The organism is Pseudoalteromonas ruthenica (assembly GCF_008808095.1).
GTDB lineage: Bacteria > Pseudomonadota > Gammaproteobacteria > Enterobacterales > Alteromonadaceae > Pseudoalteromonas > Pseudoalteromonas ruthenica.
Window position 1 is genome coordinate 234,178 of record NZ_CP023396.1, and the last position, 15,632, is coordinate 249,809.

Consider the following 15,632-nt stretch of genomic DNA (forward strand, 5'->3'; position numbering starts at 1 on the left):
ATGTCTTGGTATTCCATTTTGCCGCCGTTGATTGCCATTGCAATCGTATTTTGGCGCAAAGAGGTCATAATGGCGCTGTTAGTCGCGGTGGCCTCTTCGGAGTTTTTGCTTGCACTCCAGGGTGACGGTAACACACTTTTCTTCACTTTTATTAATACTATAGAACGTGTGGTGGCAACGGCGTCCTCTGCGGGTAATAGTCGCGCGCTGTTATTCAGTATTCTTATCGGTGCACTGCTTGCCTACATTCGCGAGTCTGGCGGGGTGGCGGCAACCGTAAATCTGTTAATAGGCAAAGGGGTGGCAAAGTCAAAGCGGCAGGTGGGCTTTTTAACCATGTTTTCCGGTATTGCCGTATTTATCGAGTCAAACCTCAGTGTCTTAACTGCGGGGATCCTCTCACGCGGGCTATTCGATAAATTTAAAATGAGCCGGGCGCGTCTGGCCTATATTATTGATAGCACCAGTGCCCCAGTGTGTATCTTAATCCTGCTTAATGGCTGGGGCGCTTATGTGCTTGGGCTATTAGAAAACTATGAGCTGGAGCAGTCTGCGGTGTCTATTTTATGGGGCAGCATTGGTTATAACTTTTATGCCATTATCGCCTTATTGATCGTGGCCTACACTATCGCCTTCGATAAAGTACACGGACCAATGAAAGTGGCCGAGCAAAAGCTGGAGCGCTTAGAGGTTAACGAAACAGCGGACAAAGGCACTAAAGCACGCTTTATGTTGGTGCCCTTGGCGACATTGATTGTTTCTATGGTTGGCTTTATGTTCTGGACTGGTAATGGTGATATTGCCAGCGGCAGCGGCTCGAAATCGGTGTTGTATGCAACTATTTTAGCCTGTGTTGTTGCTTATTTCTTACTGAGCTCAAGCCGCCAATTCAGCCATCACCAATTGGTGGACATGGGCTTTAAAGGCATGGGAGAGTTATTACCATTGGTGGCAATAGTGTTGCTATCGATGACCTTGGGCGCGAGTTTAAAAGAACTCGGTACAGGGGTGTTTGTTGCTTCACTGGTAGGCGATTACCTGCCGTTGGTATTGGTGGTGCCAATGCTGTTTGTAACCGGCGCGGTGATCTCCTTTACCACCGGCACCTCGTGGGGCACATTTGCTATTTTAATACCCATAGGTGTGCCGCTGATCCAAGCGTTAGGATTACCGCCTTCATTGGTGATAGCCGCTATTTTAGGGGGTGGCGTGTTCGGCGATCACTGCTCACCAATTTCTGATACCAGTGCGGTGTCTGCCATTGCTTCGGGCTCCGATCTGCTTACTCACGTAAAAACGCAAATGCCTTATGCTTTATTCGGCGGTGCGTTAACTTTTATTGCTTACCTATTGGTGAGTTTCATCGTTATTTAACACCTAGGCCCATAGCCGATGACTGTGGGCCAGTGTTTATCCATAAGTGATAGTACTTTGCTCGCAGCGCTTGCTATAATCGCTGCGTTTTTATATCTGTGGTTGCCCTTATGAAGTTACAGCAAATCGATAAAGCGCGTTATAGAAAGCATTTAAACCGAGTTTTAGTTGCCTGTATTGGTGCCTTGGTCTTGGGGAGTCTCGGCATTGCGCGATTACTGATTATCGCTTTTCCCAGTGCATCCGGCAGTCATTTTCACTGGAACTTGATCGGCGTGATTATCACCTGTGCGGCCATTGCCTTGGTGCTTAAACGTGTGCAACACCACCCGTATTTGCGAGAAGTGCTGTATGTATGGCACTTAAAACAGGCGCTGAATCAGATCACGCGCCGCCTGCGTAAAATTAAGGCGGCGGCGGAGCAAGGCAATGTCGAGGCCATGCATGCCTTGCAGTTCAGTTATTCTGGTTCGCGCCAGCTTTGGCAACTTGACGATAACACCATCACCATGGACGAATTAGCTCTGGAGCAGGCCAAACTTGACACCTTAGCCGAACGTTACCAAGTTGAGCCCAGCGCGGAGCGTTATCACAGCAGCACCCTTAAGCAATTTTAAGCTTGGCTAAGCACACTTAGGTGTGCCCGCTTGGCCTACCTTGCGAAGCGCTAATAGCAGTGCGTTAATAATCGCACACAGTGCCCAAATAGCCCACCAAGGGGTATCCCAGGCAAAGGTATAGCGCAGCAAAGCCAGTACCGCGAAATAGCTGATCACCGAATATTGTAACCACAGGCCAAACTGATGGTTGAAGTGCGTTGGTGCATAAAGCACAGCTTTGCGGCCAAGGTGTAAGCTAGCGACTGCCAAGAGCGCGACCACCAGACCCACTATCACAAATGACAACCACACCATCCACTGCGCCCAGTCGATGACTTGTGCAGATTTAGCCGGCCCAGACCATAGCGCATCCCAACTAACAGTAACGATCAGTGCCGCACTCAGTAATTTGGAGTCTATACTAGGGGCGTGCTCGCTATTGCTGCGATACTCACTGAGCAAGTAATAACCTACAAATATGAATGCGATAACTCCGACAATTGGAGTGAGTACGGGGACTTGCTGCACGCTAAAATAAGCCGCGAGGTAACCAAGCATAGGAAACACCGTATGTGTAAGTGTGACCCCCGCTATCCAAGTGAATACACTACGCCGGCTCGTGAGCTGCTTGGCTTGGGTTAGGGTGGCGATGGCGACATCAGCACTAATTCCTAAGCCCATGAGCAGACTTGCTAATACAAAAGCTTCTATGGGTGTGCCCATCACTCACTCTCCTGAACAGTGGGCGTGCGGGCTTCATCGCGTAGCTGAGCATGCTCCCAGTCTAGGCGCATATCCCATACGTACCGATGTTGCTCTTCGAGTGGCGCCTGGGATTCATCTACTTGCTGTAATACGTTAGTGGCCTTGGCAATGGTTGCATCACGGCCAAATAAATAGCTCTGCTCAGCGACAATTGTGCGATACGCTTTATTTAGGTCCAGTGCTCGGCGCGGTGAGGGAGTGATCAACTCGTAAATGCTGTCGATGGCTGTCACCTTAGCTTTATTCACACTGCCATCTGAGTTGAACCAACGTCGCAGCATTTCTTTGTTCTGTCGGAACTCATCGCCACCTCCCACTCGTTGAAGGTAAGTTAAAAACTCGCCTTGGGTTTCACCAATGTTGGGTGCATCGTGCATACTTGCCAAGTTTATATAGCCCCAACCTTCTCGTCCTGTGACTTTGCGTGGAAAGGAAAAGGTTTGATCAAACGTCGCTCCCACGGTTTTATGGCAGCCGTTGCAAAATGCCATTTCCTGGATATTTTGGTGGCGTAGTTGCCCTTGCTCATCTTCGATATAGCCATTGATGGTCCACCCAAACATATTATTAATGCCTTTATCACCCAATGGTCGAGTGCGTGGCAGTTTCTCGAAGTGCTTCTCTTTCGCCTCACTGTAATAGAAAGAAGCCAAGCGTGCTTTTGATTTAAAGTTGTGTTTGCGCATGTAGCGTACTTCTTTCATGCGTGGTGCATTATAAATACGCCCTTGTGGGTCCACGCCAATGTAACGCACGGTGTGTAAAAACTCAGTATCTTGAGGGTAGAGCTGGTAAGCCAACTCGATATCTTGGGCATCGCCTAAGTAGTGACTGCGTTTGTTAATAGCGTGTATTTGCTTTTCGAGTCGGTTGTTGCCGTTAAGATCTACACCGATCGCTTGCTCGGAGATAGAAGGCGTACTCAATTGCTCTAAGCCCTTAATGGCCATCTCCACAAAGCTGAGGTTGGCAATGTATACATCTTGATTATATTGCCCGTTAAGTTCACGAAAGGGGGCACCAAGGCGGATCATCACATCACCGGTGGAGCCATTGGTGGGCCAAAAGGTGCTAGGGAAGGGTTTATAATTAAACGCAACCCAGTGACTCTTGTCGCGAGCAAAACCAAGCTCATCAAAGGCTTGCTGCGGATAAGCAAGGTTTTGAATATGCGCTATTTCACCTTGCCACTCGCTGTCGACCTGCAGTTTTTCAATAAATGGCGAATAGTTATCTTCGTTAATCCACTGCTTTATTTCTTCATCGGAAATAGATGCGATCATCTCACTGCGGTCAATAAATAAATTACGCCAATGATTCTTCATTCCCAAATCCGAGAACTGGTATTCACCTTGCAGATTACCATCATTCATTTGGTTCGGACGTTTGCTGTCTTGGCGGTCTGTCTGATGACAGGCGTAGCAAGGGTTATGTTTACCTTGTGTTTTAGTGTAGCACTGCGGCGGGATCACCGACTCAGGGTTATACACTGCACCATGCTTTAAATAGGCGGTTGCAGGAATTTGCTCTGTGGGCTGGTAGGCAAAGTCTGCGCCCTCACTGGTAGTTGTAGTCGTTAATAATGGTTGCGTACGCTGTTGTTCCGAGCATGCACACAGCAAAACAGCCAGTGCAAGGGCCAGCGCCGAGTTAAGTTTCATCATAATTGCACACCGATGGGAAGTTATGGATAAATGAGGGGGCAGCCCCCTCATAGAGTGCGAGGATTAGTTGCCCGCTGGGTCGTACAACCAAAGGGTGTTGTTTTCTTGGAATCCATCCTCACCGATGATCACGCGACCATCGCGCATGACAATGGTGTTATCTGGTTGTGATAACTGCTCTACGTCACAACGTGCTGCGCCATCAAGACTGCGGCGATAGGTGGAGCCCATTACCACAGGTTCAATACGGGTGAGGCTGTAGTTGCTATCTATGTGTGCACGATATAAGCCACCACAGTCTTCCACGCGATTGGATAATTGCATGTCTCCTTCATCGTCAATCATGGTGTTATCGATATCAGCGATACCAATATACATAAACGCTTCGGTGACGATTTCATCAGCAATCATATCTTGGCCAGTGATTGCTTCCATGACGCGGTCATGATTGATACTAATGCCTTCGAGCTTACGCCACTCTGCGGTGGCTCCTTTTAAGCGAGCTGCTTGGCGAGATTCTAAAAAGGCCGCTCGGTCATCCATAGGCTCACCAGCGGTAACAGGGCTTCCGCCTTGTGCTTCACTTGGGTAATGAGTGGCGCCATCAGCCCAGGCCTGTACGTCAGCCATGCTCATATAGCTGGTTTTACCTGCAACATAATCACTGGTATCAATGCCATCATAATCAGCAATCCAAGCTGCAATTGTGGTGTTATCGCCACTGGCCAGAGCCACCCATTCAACATCAAATCCTGTGACCGCTGGGTCACTAAGGCCTTCATCCTGAGTCAATTTTGCCCCGTATAATGTGCCAGCACTCAAATCTTCCGGGGTATCGGCGACAAATTTAAACAACACCCCACCGGTATCATCTTGTGACGAGTACACGGTTTTTCTATCCGGCATAACCACTGAGTTTTCATGCTCATAGCGGCCAATAGTGTAGTGTTTTACCACTTCTGGATTGGCGCTGGTGGGCGCGGTGATTTCAGCAATATAACCATAACGGTAGGGGTTAGGGAAATCCGGTGCTGTAAGCATCTCAAGACCATCGGTACTGGTGTCTGCTGGGTCATTCCAGCTGGCATCGGTGGTTGAGTCAACGCTTGAGCGCACAATCCACTCTTCTGAGGTTAATGGGGTGCCCCAAGGAGACACTGAGCCAAAGCAGTTAGCTGCGGTGCCCCAAACATTATCGAAATCAACCATCATGGCTTCAGCGATTGACCAAGTACCTTGAGTATTTTTGCTTAGCTTTAAGCGGCTAACTCCCCCAGGGTATGACTCCCAGTTCGTGAATAAGTAGCCCTCATTGTCGCTAGTAGGGATAAAGCCGTTAAAATCTGGGTTTTCATTCTCAATAATTTTCTCATCACCGACCATGGAGTAATGTACACCTAACCCACCGGGCAAGCCTTTATCACCTAAATCAGCAAAGGTATCACCGGTCTGGCCTAATACTTGGTATTGGCCAACCGCTGATACTACGGTTTGACGCTCATAATCCGATTCTGGCACTGGTGAGCTAACGATATTTTTTGGCAGTTGGTTGAAGTTTACGCCCGCTAGTACGCCTACGGTACCACGATTAATAGCGCGGCCATTGAACTCATCCATGGCGGCATTGGTGTCATCAGGGTGCTGAACATTGAAAAACAAATCGCCCTGACGAGTTAAGAATGCCCCGGTCACTTCAGCTCCAGCAGGTACTGTTGCCAAGCGTGTTAATTTACCACTTGCTTGTGCATTTGCGCCGTCTTCGCCACTTGCTCCATCTTGGCCATCGGCGCCATCCTGTCCAGCTGGGCCTTGTTCACCAACCGGGCCTTGCGGACCTTGTTCACCGTCGTCGCCATCGCAGGCTGCCAACGCTAAGACCATGGAAGCAGTCAAAAAAGATAATTTTAGCTTAGTATTAAGCATGTGAAACGCCCCTTCACTTATAGTTATTTAATCAATGTTGCAGTCGATACTGCGACCTAAGGTCTCGCTGCAGCGATATAATTGCCTGTTGAAAGCGGGGCTTATACTAGGGAGCGGTTATTGCAAAGTGATGGACAAAAGAAGACCTTTTTATGGTACTTATAATACATTAATGTGACTTTATAACGTTTTTGTAGAGAGGTATCCGCATCCGCTATATCAAAATAGAGGCGCTGAGTTTAGCTAAATATCAGCCATAGCAACGGCATTTTTTTGCTGGTTTTTTACCTTGTACATGGCTTGATCGGCGGCAATCACAAGATCTTGTAAGGTGGTACCGTGTCCAGGGGAAGTGGCGATACCTATACTGGCGCCGACACTTACTTGCTCGCCATTGTCCAATCGTGTGGCTTGGCTGAGCGCCTCTCGGAGTTTGTCGGCAAGGTGCAGCGCTGGTGTTTGTTCAAGCGCATCGAGAATGATGACAAACTCATCACCACCCCAACGAATACATACATCCTCTTTGCGCACATGGTGTTGTAGTTGTGTTGCCACATGGCAAAGGATGTCGTCGCCTGCGTCGTGGCCATACACATCATTGATCGGTTTAAAGCCGTCAAGATCAATCAACATCAAGGTAATGTCTTGGTCGTTATCAAGGCGTTGTTGCGCCGCCTGTTCGCCTCCTAGGCGGTTAAATAAGCCTGTTAAACGGTCTGTGGTGGCTGCTTCGTTAAGCTCAGCGACCATTTTTTTGTGGCGAGTAATATCATTAATAAAAATCTGTAGGTAGGTATCTTGTTCCTTACCATAGCTGCGAGTAACAAGAATATGAGCCCAAATGCAATCTTGTTGGCAGTCAGTGCATAGCTGGTACTCACCGGTGGCAATATCATGCTGATCTAAGGAGTTGCGAATAGAGCGGATAATTTTTTCAGGCTCATTAAAAGTACGCGCCACAAGTTGATACAAATCTTTTTCCAAAGGAATACCGAGGCGGTTAAACAGCCGCTCTGTGGACGCGTTATAAAGGATGATATTGCCTTCGCGGCGGGCGAGGATCATTGCTGACGCCGCATGCTCGAATAATAAGCGTAGCCGACCTTCTAGCTTTTGTACCTCAGAACGCAGTGCCCGCTCTTGGTTAAAGAGCCGCTCCGTTTGCGCAAGCATAGCGTTAATACTGTGGGTAATTTCGCCTATTTCACTGGCGTTGTGCGCGAATGGGGTGTGCAAGCGATTATCGCCGCCGGGGGTGATGCCCTTAAGCTGAGTGTTAAGTCGCGCCATTGGCTTGGTAATTATAAAATAAGCCAAAATCGTAAAGGTGAGTAATACCGCGAGGGTTTGAAAGACCAATAGTTGCGCACTGGATTGCGCTATCGACCGTGCTCGCTGTTCTATCATGGACCAGGCCGGTAATAGACGCATTTGTCCGACCGCCTCATTGGCGAAAAAGGGATTATACAAGGTGAAAGTTTTTGCTTGCTGCCAATCACCTTCTCCTTGACTGGCTAATGGCTGAGTGCCTTGGATTTGCGCGGCAAGAATACTGTCGTTCTTTAACAGGCCACTGATAACTTCGATTGCTAAGTCTTCGTCTTGCAAGTAAGCGGCAATAGAGGCAGTGCTCGAGACTGTCATATGCAGCTGAGCAATAGCAAGGTTGGCTTTCTCTACCTCCTGCTGGTAGACGCTACGGTAATAGTATTTCACTGCGATAACGCCAACGATTAACGAAGTGAGTACAAGCGCAATGGCTAAGCGCAGGATCAGGCTATGTTTATTGAACAAGAGTATAAACTACCTTCACGTCGTTAGTGACTTCTTTGAGCTTTACATAGCCGATGGCATTGTCAATTTCTCGGACCCTTTTTATTACCTCAGCGCTGCTTGCCATAGTTAAAGGCGGCTTTGCATGGCCACTGAACTTGACCCGAGACCAATACGCATTAATGCTGCCAATCGGACGCTTAGTTAGACCTTGATAGAACTGCTCACGCAGCAATGAATCCGGTTGCATGTCCAAAGGTGCGGCATGTTCCCCAGAGGGAAAGGCGATAAGTCGACCCATATACAAGTCAACTAACTGCTTGGTGGTTAAACTTTGCGTAGGGTTTGCCTTATTAACTATAACGGCTATTTTTTCTTGTCCGTACGCAACCGCGCTCAATAAAGCGTAAAGTGCGCACGTGATGATGAAGGCTCTCATACTAGAACACCCAATCAATCGTCGCGCTTACAACGGTGAATGATTCTGGCGTAGTAAGCAATTCGCGGCGTAGCATAAATTGGTTATCGCTGCTGTCTAAATCAATGTACTCGAGCTGCAGTTTAGCCGCCATATCAGCGCGAAAATCATAGCGGGTGCTGAGCGAAGTTGTTGACTGATCGTTGACGTAGTAGTTAAATCCGCGCTCAAGCTGAAAATGCAGTTCATCGGCGAGGGGGTTTGTTAGTCGTGGTTTATCAATCTGCTGGCGCTTGCCATGCGTCACTGAGTAACCCAGTTGCACAGTGAAATCTTGCCATCTTGTGCCGAGAACGACATACCCGTTGTGCAAATGTGAGAGAATGTCTGAATCAGCACTGACACGGGCAATTTCCGATTGCACATAGTACTGACCGTTATCGTACTTTGCGCCTAAGGTCACGTACTGCAACCGTGTATTCACCGTTTTTAAACGCTTGGCAATATCTTGTGCTTGAGGCCAGATTTGTTCAGGCACACTTTGCGCCAGCTCGCGTAGTTGAGCGTAATGGTCGGGCTCATTATCGATATAGGCTTGGGTATAATTGGCTCGCCAAAGCCAGTTACCTTGCTCTAGTGTGAGCGTAGCGCCAGCGATATCATCAAGAGCTATTCGCCATTGAAAATCGAAATTTGTAAGGTAATCCTTTGACTTGCCGTAATACCAGCGTGTGGAGAACATCCCCTGATCGGTGGCGTGGGCTGAAGATAGTTCGATACCATCAATGCTGCGATGGGGAATAAGGCCATAAAACTCAATGGGTGCGTGGGTCGCTGTATAGGCATAGCCTATGTTGCGATAAGGACTCATCATAAACAAATCAAACGCGGTACGCCCGGCTTTGATGGTCCAGTTTGGCTTTGGTGAGTAACTTAAAAATGCCAGTTGGGTAACATCGCCAAGGCTATAGTCGGGGTGGCTTTTGAGTACCCACTGGCCCGTAAAGCCCCACTGAGTATTAAACTGCTTGTGTAACTGAATGCCTAATCGCGACAACGAGGAAAAGTCTAATTCAGAGTTTGTTTTACCGTCGGTTACCGATACATCAGTACGAAACCCGTATTGCTCGGATTCATTATAGCTTACGCCGACAGTGGCAAAGCCGCTAAGTTGAGCGGGTTGTGCCAGTGCTGCCGCGCTACTAATAAGCAATGAAAAACCACTAAGTGAACGAAATAAGCGCATGATGCCTCTGAAATTTAGCCATAAAAAAAGGAGCCTGATGTGGGCTCCTTGCTTACGAATCGCGGCGAATTATAAGAAGGTTAGCTGCAACTGGCAACTAAGTGGTCAGTCCTGTTTGCTATTTGAGCACCTAAGTTGATTAAAAATAGTGCACTATGTACTTGAATTGAATGATGATTCCACCTAGCCTGAGAGCCTAGAAAAAAATATAAGAAAAACCCATGCAGTTAGTGAATTATGCGCAGTATGTAAAGGCTTTAGGGCCGGGAATATTAATGGCGACTGCCGCCATCGGCGGCTCACACCTGGTTGCTTCGACCCAAGCCGGGGCGTTATTTGGGTGGCCGCTGTTATGGCTGATCATCGCCGTGAATGCGCTTAAATACCCTTTTTTTCGTTTCGGCGTGCATTACACCTTGGCGACCAACGACAACCTAGTCGAGGGTTACAAAAAGCAGGGGCCTGGATTTTTTTATAGCTTTGTGGCTTTGAACCTGATTGCAGCGGTTGTTAACACTGCTGGGGTACTGCTATTAACGGCGGCGCTGGCCCATTATATGCTCGGTGGAGCGATTGGGTTAACGGCGTTATCAGCCCTGATACTGTTGTTTTGTCTGATATTGCTATTGTTAGGCCATTATCGCGCCTTAGACAGCGTGGCTAAAGTAATTATGGCGGTACTGGCGTTGAGCACGCTAGGTGCATTGGCCATTGCCTGGGTGCAAAGCGGCGGTGCACCGATGGCGATGAGCGCAGAGTTTCAAGCGCCCGATATATTCTCGCTGGCGGCGCTGAGCTTTATTGTAGTGATGATGGGGTGGATGCCCGCACCTATCGAAATCTCCGCGCTTAACTCATTGTGGCTGCAAGCAAAGCGGCGCAATACCACGATAACTACAAACACTGGCTTATTCGACTTTAACTTGGGGTATGTGGTCACCGCGCTCTTGGCAGTGGTATTTTTTGCCTTAGGGGTGTTGATACAATACGGCAGCAGCAGTGAGATTGCTTTGGCTGGGGTCGCGTTTGCACAGCAGCTCATTGATATGTATACGCAAACCATAGGTGAGTGGTCGCGTTGGCTGATTGCCGCCGTGGCGTTCTTATGTATGTTGGGGACCACACTTACGGTGCTAGATGGGTATGCCCGCACGCTGTTTACCAGTGCCAAGTTAATTGACCGTCGGTTGCTACCAGGTCACCTCCGCTCTTGGCTGATACTGCAAGCGGGTGCCGGGATGGCAGTGATCTTATTTTTTAAAAGCAACTTAAAAGAAATGCTTACCTTTGCCATGACCCTTGCCTTTTTAACCACACCGGTATTTGCATGGCTTAATATGCGTTTGGTCAAACAGGCAAACATCAATCAACCAACTTGGTTAAAGGCGTTAAGCTGGTTGGGCATGGCCTATTTAATTAGCTTTAGCCTGGGTTTTGTCGCCCTACAGTTTTGGTCGAGTTAGACACCTATTTAGCACGGTTTATTTGTAAAGTCCGGATGTCTTGCATCTCCTTGAAAGAGCCATAGGAAAGAACTTTCTTAACAATTTTACCTTCACACAATGCTGTGTCTTTAACCCAAGCGGTGCGACCTGATTTATCGATTAGTAGCGTAAATGCAGGGCAAGGTTGATAGCCTAACGCCGTTGCTTTATCGCGCCAAAGCAGTTGGCTCGAAATAATAGTGGTGATGGCGACAACAGCAATAACTCCTAAAGCGATGATCACCTTTCGCTCCATGACGGGGATTTTCTCGACTTGGTTCTTAAGACGATAATAGATCGTACCTAAAAGAAATATATATGCGGCTATAAATACCAAACATAGGCTGACATAACCGATAGCGTAAGGTTTTTCTACTACTAATGGGTAGCTGTGATCCAGTAACGTAGAACGTTGAATAAGATCAGGTACGGTACTTGTGAATGTCCACCAAGTTGACCAAATCGTGAGCATAGAAAACCCAAGTATGATTGCTATGTGGGTATGAAGTGGTGGCAGTGGTTTCATCTTTCGGTGCTAAATCCAATTCCATTTGATGTTCAACACTATCTATATGCCGTCGTATTAGAGCTGTTTAGGATTCTAAATACAACATGTGGCGACACTTTCGCTATTAAGTCACAAAAACTAAGCGGATAACGTTGTTTACAATGAGCGCTTAAGTTAGCGCTTTAATTGCTGCACTAATACCATCAAGGGTGAGCGGAAACATGCGGCTTTGCTCGTTGCTTGCCATGAGTTGGTCTATCATCTCGATGGAGTGGTAATAACGCCAATGCGATTGTGGCTGTGGGTTGAGCCACACCACTTTGTCAAAATGTTGGGTAATACGCTGTAGCCATAACGCGCCAGGCTCTTCATTCCAGTGCTCAACACTGCCGCCGGGGTAGGCTATCTCGTAAGGACCCATGGTGGCATCACCGACAAAGATGACTTTGTAATCGCTGCCAAAGCGCTGCATCAGGTTGTGGGTATCAATGACTTGGTCGTGACGACGGTCATTGTCTTGCCATAGGTGTTCATACACGCAGTTGTGGAAGTAAAAGAACTCCAGGTGTTTAAACTCACCATGAGCGGCGCTGAACAACTGTTCGCATAGGTGAATATGGTCATCCATGGAGCCGCCAATATCGAACAGCATAATGACATTTACGGCGTTATGTCGCTCGGGTGCCATTTTTACATCCAACATGCCCCCTTGTTTCGCCGTTGCCCGAATAGTCTCAGGTAAATCTAAGGTATCGCTGGCTCCGGTACGGGCAAACTTACGCAGTTTTTTCAATGCCAGCTTCATGGTCCGAGAGCTGATATCTGCGCTACTATCGAGGTTACGGTACTGGCGTTTATCCCACACTTTTACCGCGCGGCGCTGCCGTGACCCTGATTGGCCAATGCGAATGCCCTCGGGGTTGTAGCCAAAGGCGCCAAAGGGCGAGGTGCCGCCGGTGCCTATCCATTTATTACCACCGGCATGGCGCTTTTGTTGCTCTTCAAAGCGTTTCTTTAATTCTTCCATGAGCTTATCTAAACCGCCCATGGCCTCTATTTGTTCTTTTTCTGCAGCGCTTAAGTGCTTTTCAAACTCTTTGCGTAGCCACTCATCTGGAAGCGTATGCTGGGCTTTCAGCGCCTCGAGTAAATCGACATCTTCTATGCCTTCGAAATAGTCGGCAAAGGCTTTATCAAAACGGTCGAAATGAGTTTCATCCTTGACCATAACAGTGCGAGCAAGGTGATAAAAACCTTCGGTATCAGCAAATACCACGCCCGCTTTGAGGGCCGCTAACAAATCCAGCAACTCGCGCAGGCTGACAGGCAGACGATACTTACGCAGGGTGAAGAAGAACTCAATTAACATTAGCGGCGGCTCATAAACGCAAGCTTTTCAATTAACGACACATCCTGCTCGTTTTTAAGCAGGGCACCAAATAAGGGCATTAACCCGCCTTTATCTGCGCTTTGTTGCAGCACCTCGGGGCTGATGTCTTCAGCCATTAACAATTTAAGCCAGTCGAGAAGCTCGCTGGTGGAAGGCTTTTTCTTTAAGCCATCGACTTGGCGCAAGCCAAAAAACACCTCTAGCGCCTCACGCAATAGCGTTTGTTTAATGTCGGGGTAGTGAACATCGACAATTTGCTGCATTTCATCTGGACTTGGAAAGTCGATGTAGTGGAAAAAGCAACGGCGTAAAAAAGCATCGGGAAGTTCTTTTTCGTTGTTGGAGGTGATAATGACAATGGGGCGTTGTTTAGCAACTACGCGCTCACCGGTTTCATAGACAAAGAACTCCATCTTATCGAGCTCCAGCAGTAAATCGTTCGGAAACTCGATGTCGGCTTTGTCGATTTCATCAATTAACAGCACCGGACGCGGACCTTGTTCATCGCTTGCAAACGCTTGCCATAACTTCCCTTTAACTATGTAATTGCCGATATCATGGACACGCTCATCACCTAGTTGCGAGTCACGTAGGCGAGATACCGCATCATATTCGTAGAGCCCTTGTTGCGCTTTGGTGGTGGACTTTATATGCCACTGAATCAGTTCACTGCCAACGCTTTTTGCGAGCTCTTCAGCCAATAAGGTTTTTCCTGTTCCGGGCTCGCCTTTGATCAGCAGCGGCTTTTGTAGGGCAATCGCTGCGTTGACAGCTTGTTTTAAGGCGCTACTGGCAATGTAGTGGTCGGTAGAATCGAAATGCACGGAATAATCCTATTACTGGTCTGACATCAATGCACTTAGTCTGCCATAGTTCGATTTGTACACCAAGTCATGCTGTGACAGCGCTCGCTAACACAGGTATAATGGCCGATATTGTTTCGCGCTGCGATAAGTTGCCATATTGAATGAATTACTTGTGTTTGGATGAATACGCAAAGGCTTGGGTGTTTAAGCACCAAGAGCTATTGATAGCCCCACAACAGTTGGCGCAGATAAAACCGATGACGCCAACCCGTTCTGCGGTGCTGTGGTCGACCTTTATCAGTCGAGATAAAGACCACCCGGATTTCTTTAGCGAAGATGATTGGCTATGCCAAGCGCAGCACTGGCAAGCGCAAGAGGTGTTTTGGGAGCAGGCATTCGAAGATGAAACAGCAATCCCTGAGCAGATTCTTAGTCATTTAGATTGGCAAGACAACACCACAGTCTATTTTTGTAATAGCCGCGATGAGGTTATCGAAACTCGGTTTGATGTGTTTAAACAACATTGGCAAAACTTTATGTTTTTAGCTGATGGCAGCATTTTGATCGGCAAAAAACGCCCTCAAGTGGTGCAATTCATGGAAACAGGTTTTGCCCGCCTAGGTGAGCAACCTAAATAGCGCGAGTATCTTGAAGCATCGGACAGATATCATGCTTCTCAAATTTTGCACAACTATGGTATAAACTTAACCTCTACGACTAGGAGGTATTGTGCAGCAACCGTCATCGCAGCAGGCCGATTTATTTGCGCTGGATCAGCAGCGGGTGCTCTATGCTGAGTTGTGTAATGCCTTTTATGCTCGAGAACTACAGCGCTTAAGCCAGCACCTTGAACCCAGCGGTGATGCGGCTCGTGTGGCGCGTATGCTAGCCAGCTTACCTTATTATGTCGAGCGCGCGGCGTTTCACATCGTTCGTGGTCATAGCCCGTTAACCTTAGATGGGCAAAATGGCAGTTGGATTGCCAAGCAGGCCACTAAGGCGCCAGTACCAGATAGCGAGAAAAATCATGCGTTTTATAGCCGCTTTGCGCAAATTGGCATGTTAGTCCCGGTATTGGTGGCGCAACAAGGGATGCAGTACGTAATGCTCGATACGCTTGATCAAGTCAGTAGTAACCGAGTGCATTGCAATCAAAGCGGATGGTTTGATTTGCAGGGTCAGTATCAAGATAGCCGCATACAACATCAAAAAGTGACGCTGTTATGGCCTGGCAAGAAGCATTTTACGCCGGCCTGCTGTGGCCATCGTTGGCAGCAATATAAGGTCACATCGCCGCGCACATTAAGCTTGCGGGAAATGCTGTTAACAACACGAATAAACTGGAAAAACTTCAGGCAACCATTGCCTGTAAAGGATACATAATGCGCCTATTTCAATTAGGCCTCGTGGCTTTGTTTTTTTACTTACAGTATCTGTTATGGTTTGGTCATAATGGCATTGAGGATTACACCCGACTGCGTAAAGCGGTCGCCAGCCATGAGCTTACTAATCAACAATTAAGTAAACGTAATAAACTGCTTGAGGCAGATATCCAGGACCTGAAGTTGGATTTGGAGGGGGTAGAAGAGCGGGCCCGCCACGAACTGGGGATGATCAAACCCGGTGAGGTGTTTTACCGCGTTTTACCGAGCAAGCAATCGCTTAGAAAAGAATAATAGTTA

15 protein-coding genes are annotated in these 15,632 nt (G+C 47.9%); 6 read left to right on the forward strand and 9 right to left on the reverse strand.

Going from position 1 to position 15,632, the window contains the following annotated elements; all coding sequences use genetic code 11:
• Both PRUTH_RS01095 and PRUTH_RS01100 read left to right on the forward strand, forming a co-directional pair.
• Nucleotides 1-1,374, forward strand: a complete 1,374-nt coding sequence (locus PRUTH_RS01095) for a Na+/H+ antiporter NhaC family protein (protein WP_151172321.1) — start codon at nt 1-3, stop codon at nt 1,372-1,374.
• 110 nt (nt 1,375-1,484) lie between these two features.
• Complete coding sequence (locus tag PRUTH_RS01100) at nt 1,485-1,991, forward strand: DUF3087 domain-containing protein (protein WP_151172322.1); 507 nt, start codon at nt 1,485-1,487, stop codon at nt 1,989-1,991.
• A 6-nt stretch (nt 1,992-1,997) separates the two neighbouring features.
• On the opposite strand, the gene PRUTH_RS01105 is transcribed toward PRUTH_RS01100, so the two are convergent.
• The 6 genes from PRUTH_RS01105 to PRUTH_RS01130 form a co-directional block, all read right to left on the reverse strand.
• Entirely contained in the window at nt 1,998-2,696 is a 699-nt protein-coding gene (locus PRUTH_RS01105) for a manganese efflux pump (RefSeq protein WP_151172323.1), read from the reverse strand.
• Entirely contained in the window at nt 2,696-4,399 is a 1,704-nt protein-coding gene (locus PRUTH_RS01110) for an Aq_1262 family (lipo)protein (RefSeq protein WP_151173680.1), read from the reverse strand. The genes PRUTH_RS01105 and PRUTH_RS01110 overlap by 1 nt, the downstream gene beginning before the upstream one ends.
• Nucleotides 4,400-4,465: 66 nt before the next feature.
• Nucleotides 4,466-6,325: an alkaline phosphatase PhoX gene (locus tag PRUTH_RS01115; RefSeq protein WP_151172324.1), complete on the reverse strand. Its 1,860-nt coding sequence runs from the start codon at nt 6,323-6,325 to the stop codon at nt 4,466-4,468.
• A gap of 243 nt (nt 6,326-6,568) precedes the next feature.
• Entirely contained in the window at nt 6,569-8,119 is a 1,551-nt protein-coding gene (locus PRUTH_RS01120) for a sensor domain-containing diguanylate cyclase (protein WP_138547646.1), read from the reverse strand.
• Nucleotides 8,109-8,537: a type 2 periplasmic-binding domain-containing protein gene (locus PRUTH_RS01125; RefSeq protein ID WP_022946452.1), complete on the reverse strand. Its 429-nt coding sequence runs from the start codon at nt 8,535-8,537 to the stop codon at nt 8,109-8,111. The genes PRUTH_RS01120 and PRUTH_RS01125 overlap by 11 nt, the downstream gene beginning before the upstream one ends.
• Nucleotide 8,538: 1 nt before the next feature.
• Nucleotides 8,539-9,762 (reverse strand): porin, encoded by a 1,224-nt coding sequence (locus PRUTH_RS01130; RefSeq protein WP_151172325.1) that lies wholly within the window; start codon nt 9,760-9,762, stop codon nt 8,539-8,541.
• A 221-nt stretch (nt 9,763-9,983) separates the two neighbouring features.
• Between PRUTH_RS01130 and PRUTH_RS01135 the strand changes: the two genes are divergently transcribed.
• Nucleotides 9,984-11,225 (forward strand): NRAMP family divalent metal transporter, encoded by a 1,242-nt coding sequence (locus PRUTH_RS01135; RefSeq protein WP_151172326.1) that lies wholly within the window; start codon nt 9,984-9,986, stop codon nt 11,223-11,225.
• A 4-nt stretch (nt 11,226-11,229) separates the two neighbouring features.
• Here the strand turns inward: PRUTH_RS01135 and PRUTH_RS01140 are convergent, their stop codons facing one another.
• The 3 genes from PRUTH_RS01140 to PRUTH_RS01150 all read right to left on the reverse strand — a co-directional run bounded on the left by PRUTH_RS01140 (nt 11,230) and on the right by PRUTH_RS01150 (nt 13,968).
• Entirely contained in the window at nt 11,230-11,718 is a 489-nt protein-coding gene (locus PRUTH_RS01140; RefSeq protein ID WP_151172327.1) for a DUF1240 domain-containing protein, read from the reverse strand.
• 205 nt (nt 11,719-11,923) lie between these two features.
• Nucleotides 11,924-13,123 (reverse strand): vWA domain-containing protein, encoded by a 1,200-nt coding sequence (locus tag PRUTH_RS01145; protein ID WP_151172328.1) that lies wholly within the window; start codon nt 13,121-13,123, stop codon nt 11,924-11,926.
• Complete coding sequence (locus PRUTH_RS01150) at nt 13,123-13,968, reverse strand: AAA family ATPase (RefSeq protein WP_151172329.1); 846 nt, start codon at nt 13,966-13,968, stop codon at nt 13,123-13,125. The genes PRUTH_RS01145 and PRUTH_RS01150 overlap by 1 nt, the downstream gene beginning before the upstream one ends.
• A gap of 143 nt (nt 13,969-14,111) precedes the next feature.
• On the opposite strand from PRUTH_RS01150, the gene PRUTH_RS01155 reads away from it, so the two are divergent.
• The 3 genes from PRUTH_RS01155 (at nt 14,112) to ftsB (ending at nt 15,626) form a co-directional block, all read left to right on the forward strand.
• The gene (locus PRUTH_RS01155) at nt 14,112-14,588 is read left to right on the forward strand and encodes a DUF2947 family protein (protein WP_151172330.1); all 477 of its coding nucleotides are present in this window, start codon (nt 14,112-14,114) and stop codon (nt 14,586-14,588) included.
• 91 nt (nt 14,589-14,679) lie between these two features.
• Nucleotides 14,680-15,333, forward strand: a complete 654-nt coding sequence (locus PRUTH_RS01160; protein WP_045978504.1) for a hypothetical protein — start codon at nt 14,680-14,682, stop codon at nt 15,331-15,333.
• Nucleotides 15,333-15,626 carry a cell division protein FtsB gene (gene ftsB, locus PRUTH_RS01165; RefSeq protein WP_022946460.1) on the forward strand — a complete coding sequence of 98 codons (294 nt, stop codon included), beginning with the start codon at nt 15,333-15,335 and terminating at the stop codon, nt 15,624-15,626. The genes PRUTH_RS01160 and ftsB overlap by 1 nt, the downstream gene beginning before the upstream one ends.
• Nucleotides 15,627-15,632: the final 6 nt, after the last annotated feature.

Bases quoted from the DNA above. Each gene is read 5' to 3' on its own strand.
- PRUTH_RS01115 (WP_151172324.1), bottom strand. From the start codon at position 6,325: ATGCTTAATACTAAGCTAAAATTATCTTTTTTGACTGCTTCCATGGTC.
- PRUTH_RS01135 (WP_151172326.1), top strand. From the start codon at position 9,984: ATGCAGTTAGTGAATTATGCGCAGTATGTAAAGGCTTTAGGGCCGGGA.
- PRUTH_RS01130 (WP_151172325.1), bottom strand. From the start codon at position 9,762: ATGCGCTTATTTCGTTCACTTAGTGGTTTTTCATTGCTTATTAGTAGC.
- PRUTH_RS01095 (WP_151172321.1), top strand. From the start codon at position 1: ATGTCTTGGTATTCCATTTTGCCGCCGTTGATTGCCATTGCAATCGTA.
- PRUTH_RS01145 (WP_151172328.1), bottom strand. From the start codon at position 13,123: ATGTTAATTGAGTTCTTCTTCACCCTGCGTAAGTATCGTCTGCCTGTC.
- PRUTH_RS01155 (WP_151172330.1), top strand. From the start codon at position 14,112: ATGAATTACTTGTGTTTGGATGAATACGCAAAGGCTTGGGTGTTTAAG.
- PRUTH_RS01105 (WP_151172323.1), bottom strand. From the start codon at position 2,696: ATGGGCACACCCATAGAAGCTTTTGTATTAGCAAGTCTGCTCATGGGC.
- PRUTH_RS01140 (WP_151172327.1), bottom strand. From the start codon at position 11,718: ATGCTCACGATTTGGTCAACTTGGTGGACATTCACAAGTACCGTACCT.
- PRUTH_RS01110 (WP_151173680.1), bottom strand. From the start codon at position 4,399: ATGAAACTTAACTCGGCGCTGGCCCTTGCACTGGCTGTTTTGCTGTGT.
- PRUTH_RS01100 (WP_151172322.1), top strand. From the start codon at position 1,485: ATGAAGTTACAGCAAATCGATAAAGCGCGTTATAGAAAGCATTTAAAC.
- PRUTH_RS01125 (WP_022946452.1), bottom strand. From the start codon at position 8,537: ATGAGAGCCTTCATCATCACGTGCGCACTTTACGCTTTATTGAGCGCG.
- ftsB (WP_022946460.1), top strand. From the start codon at position 15,333: ATGCGCCTATTTCAATTAGGCCTCGTGGCTTTGTTTTTTTACTTACAG.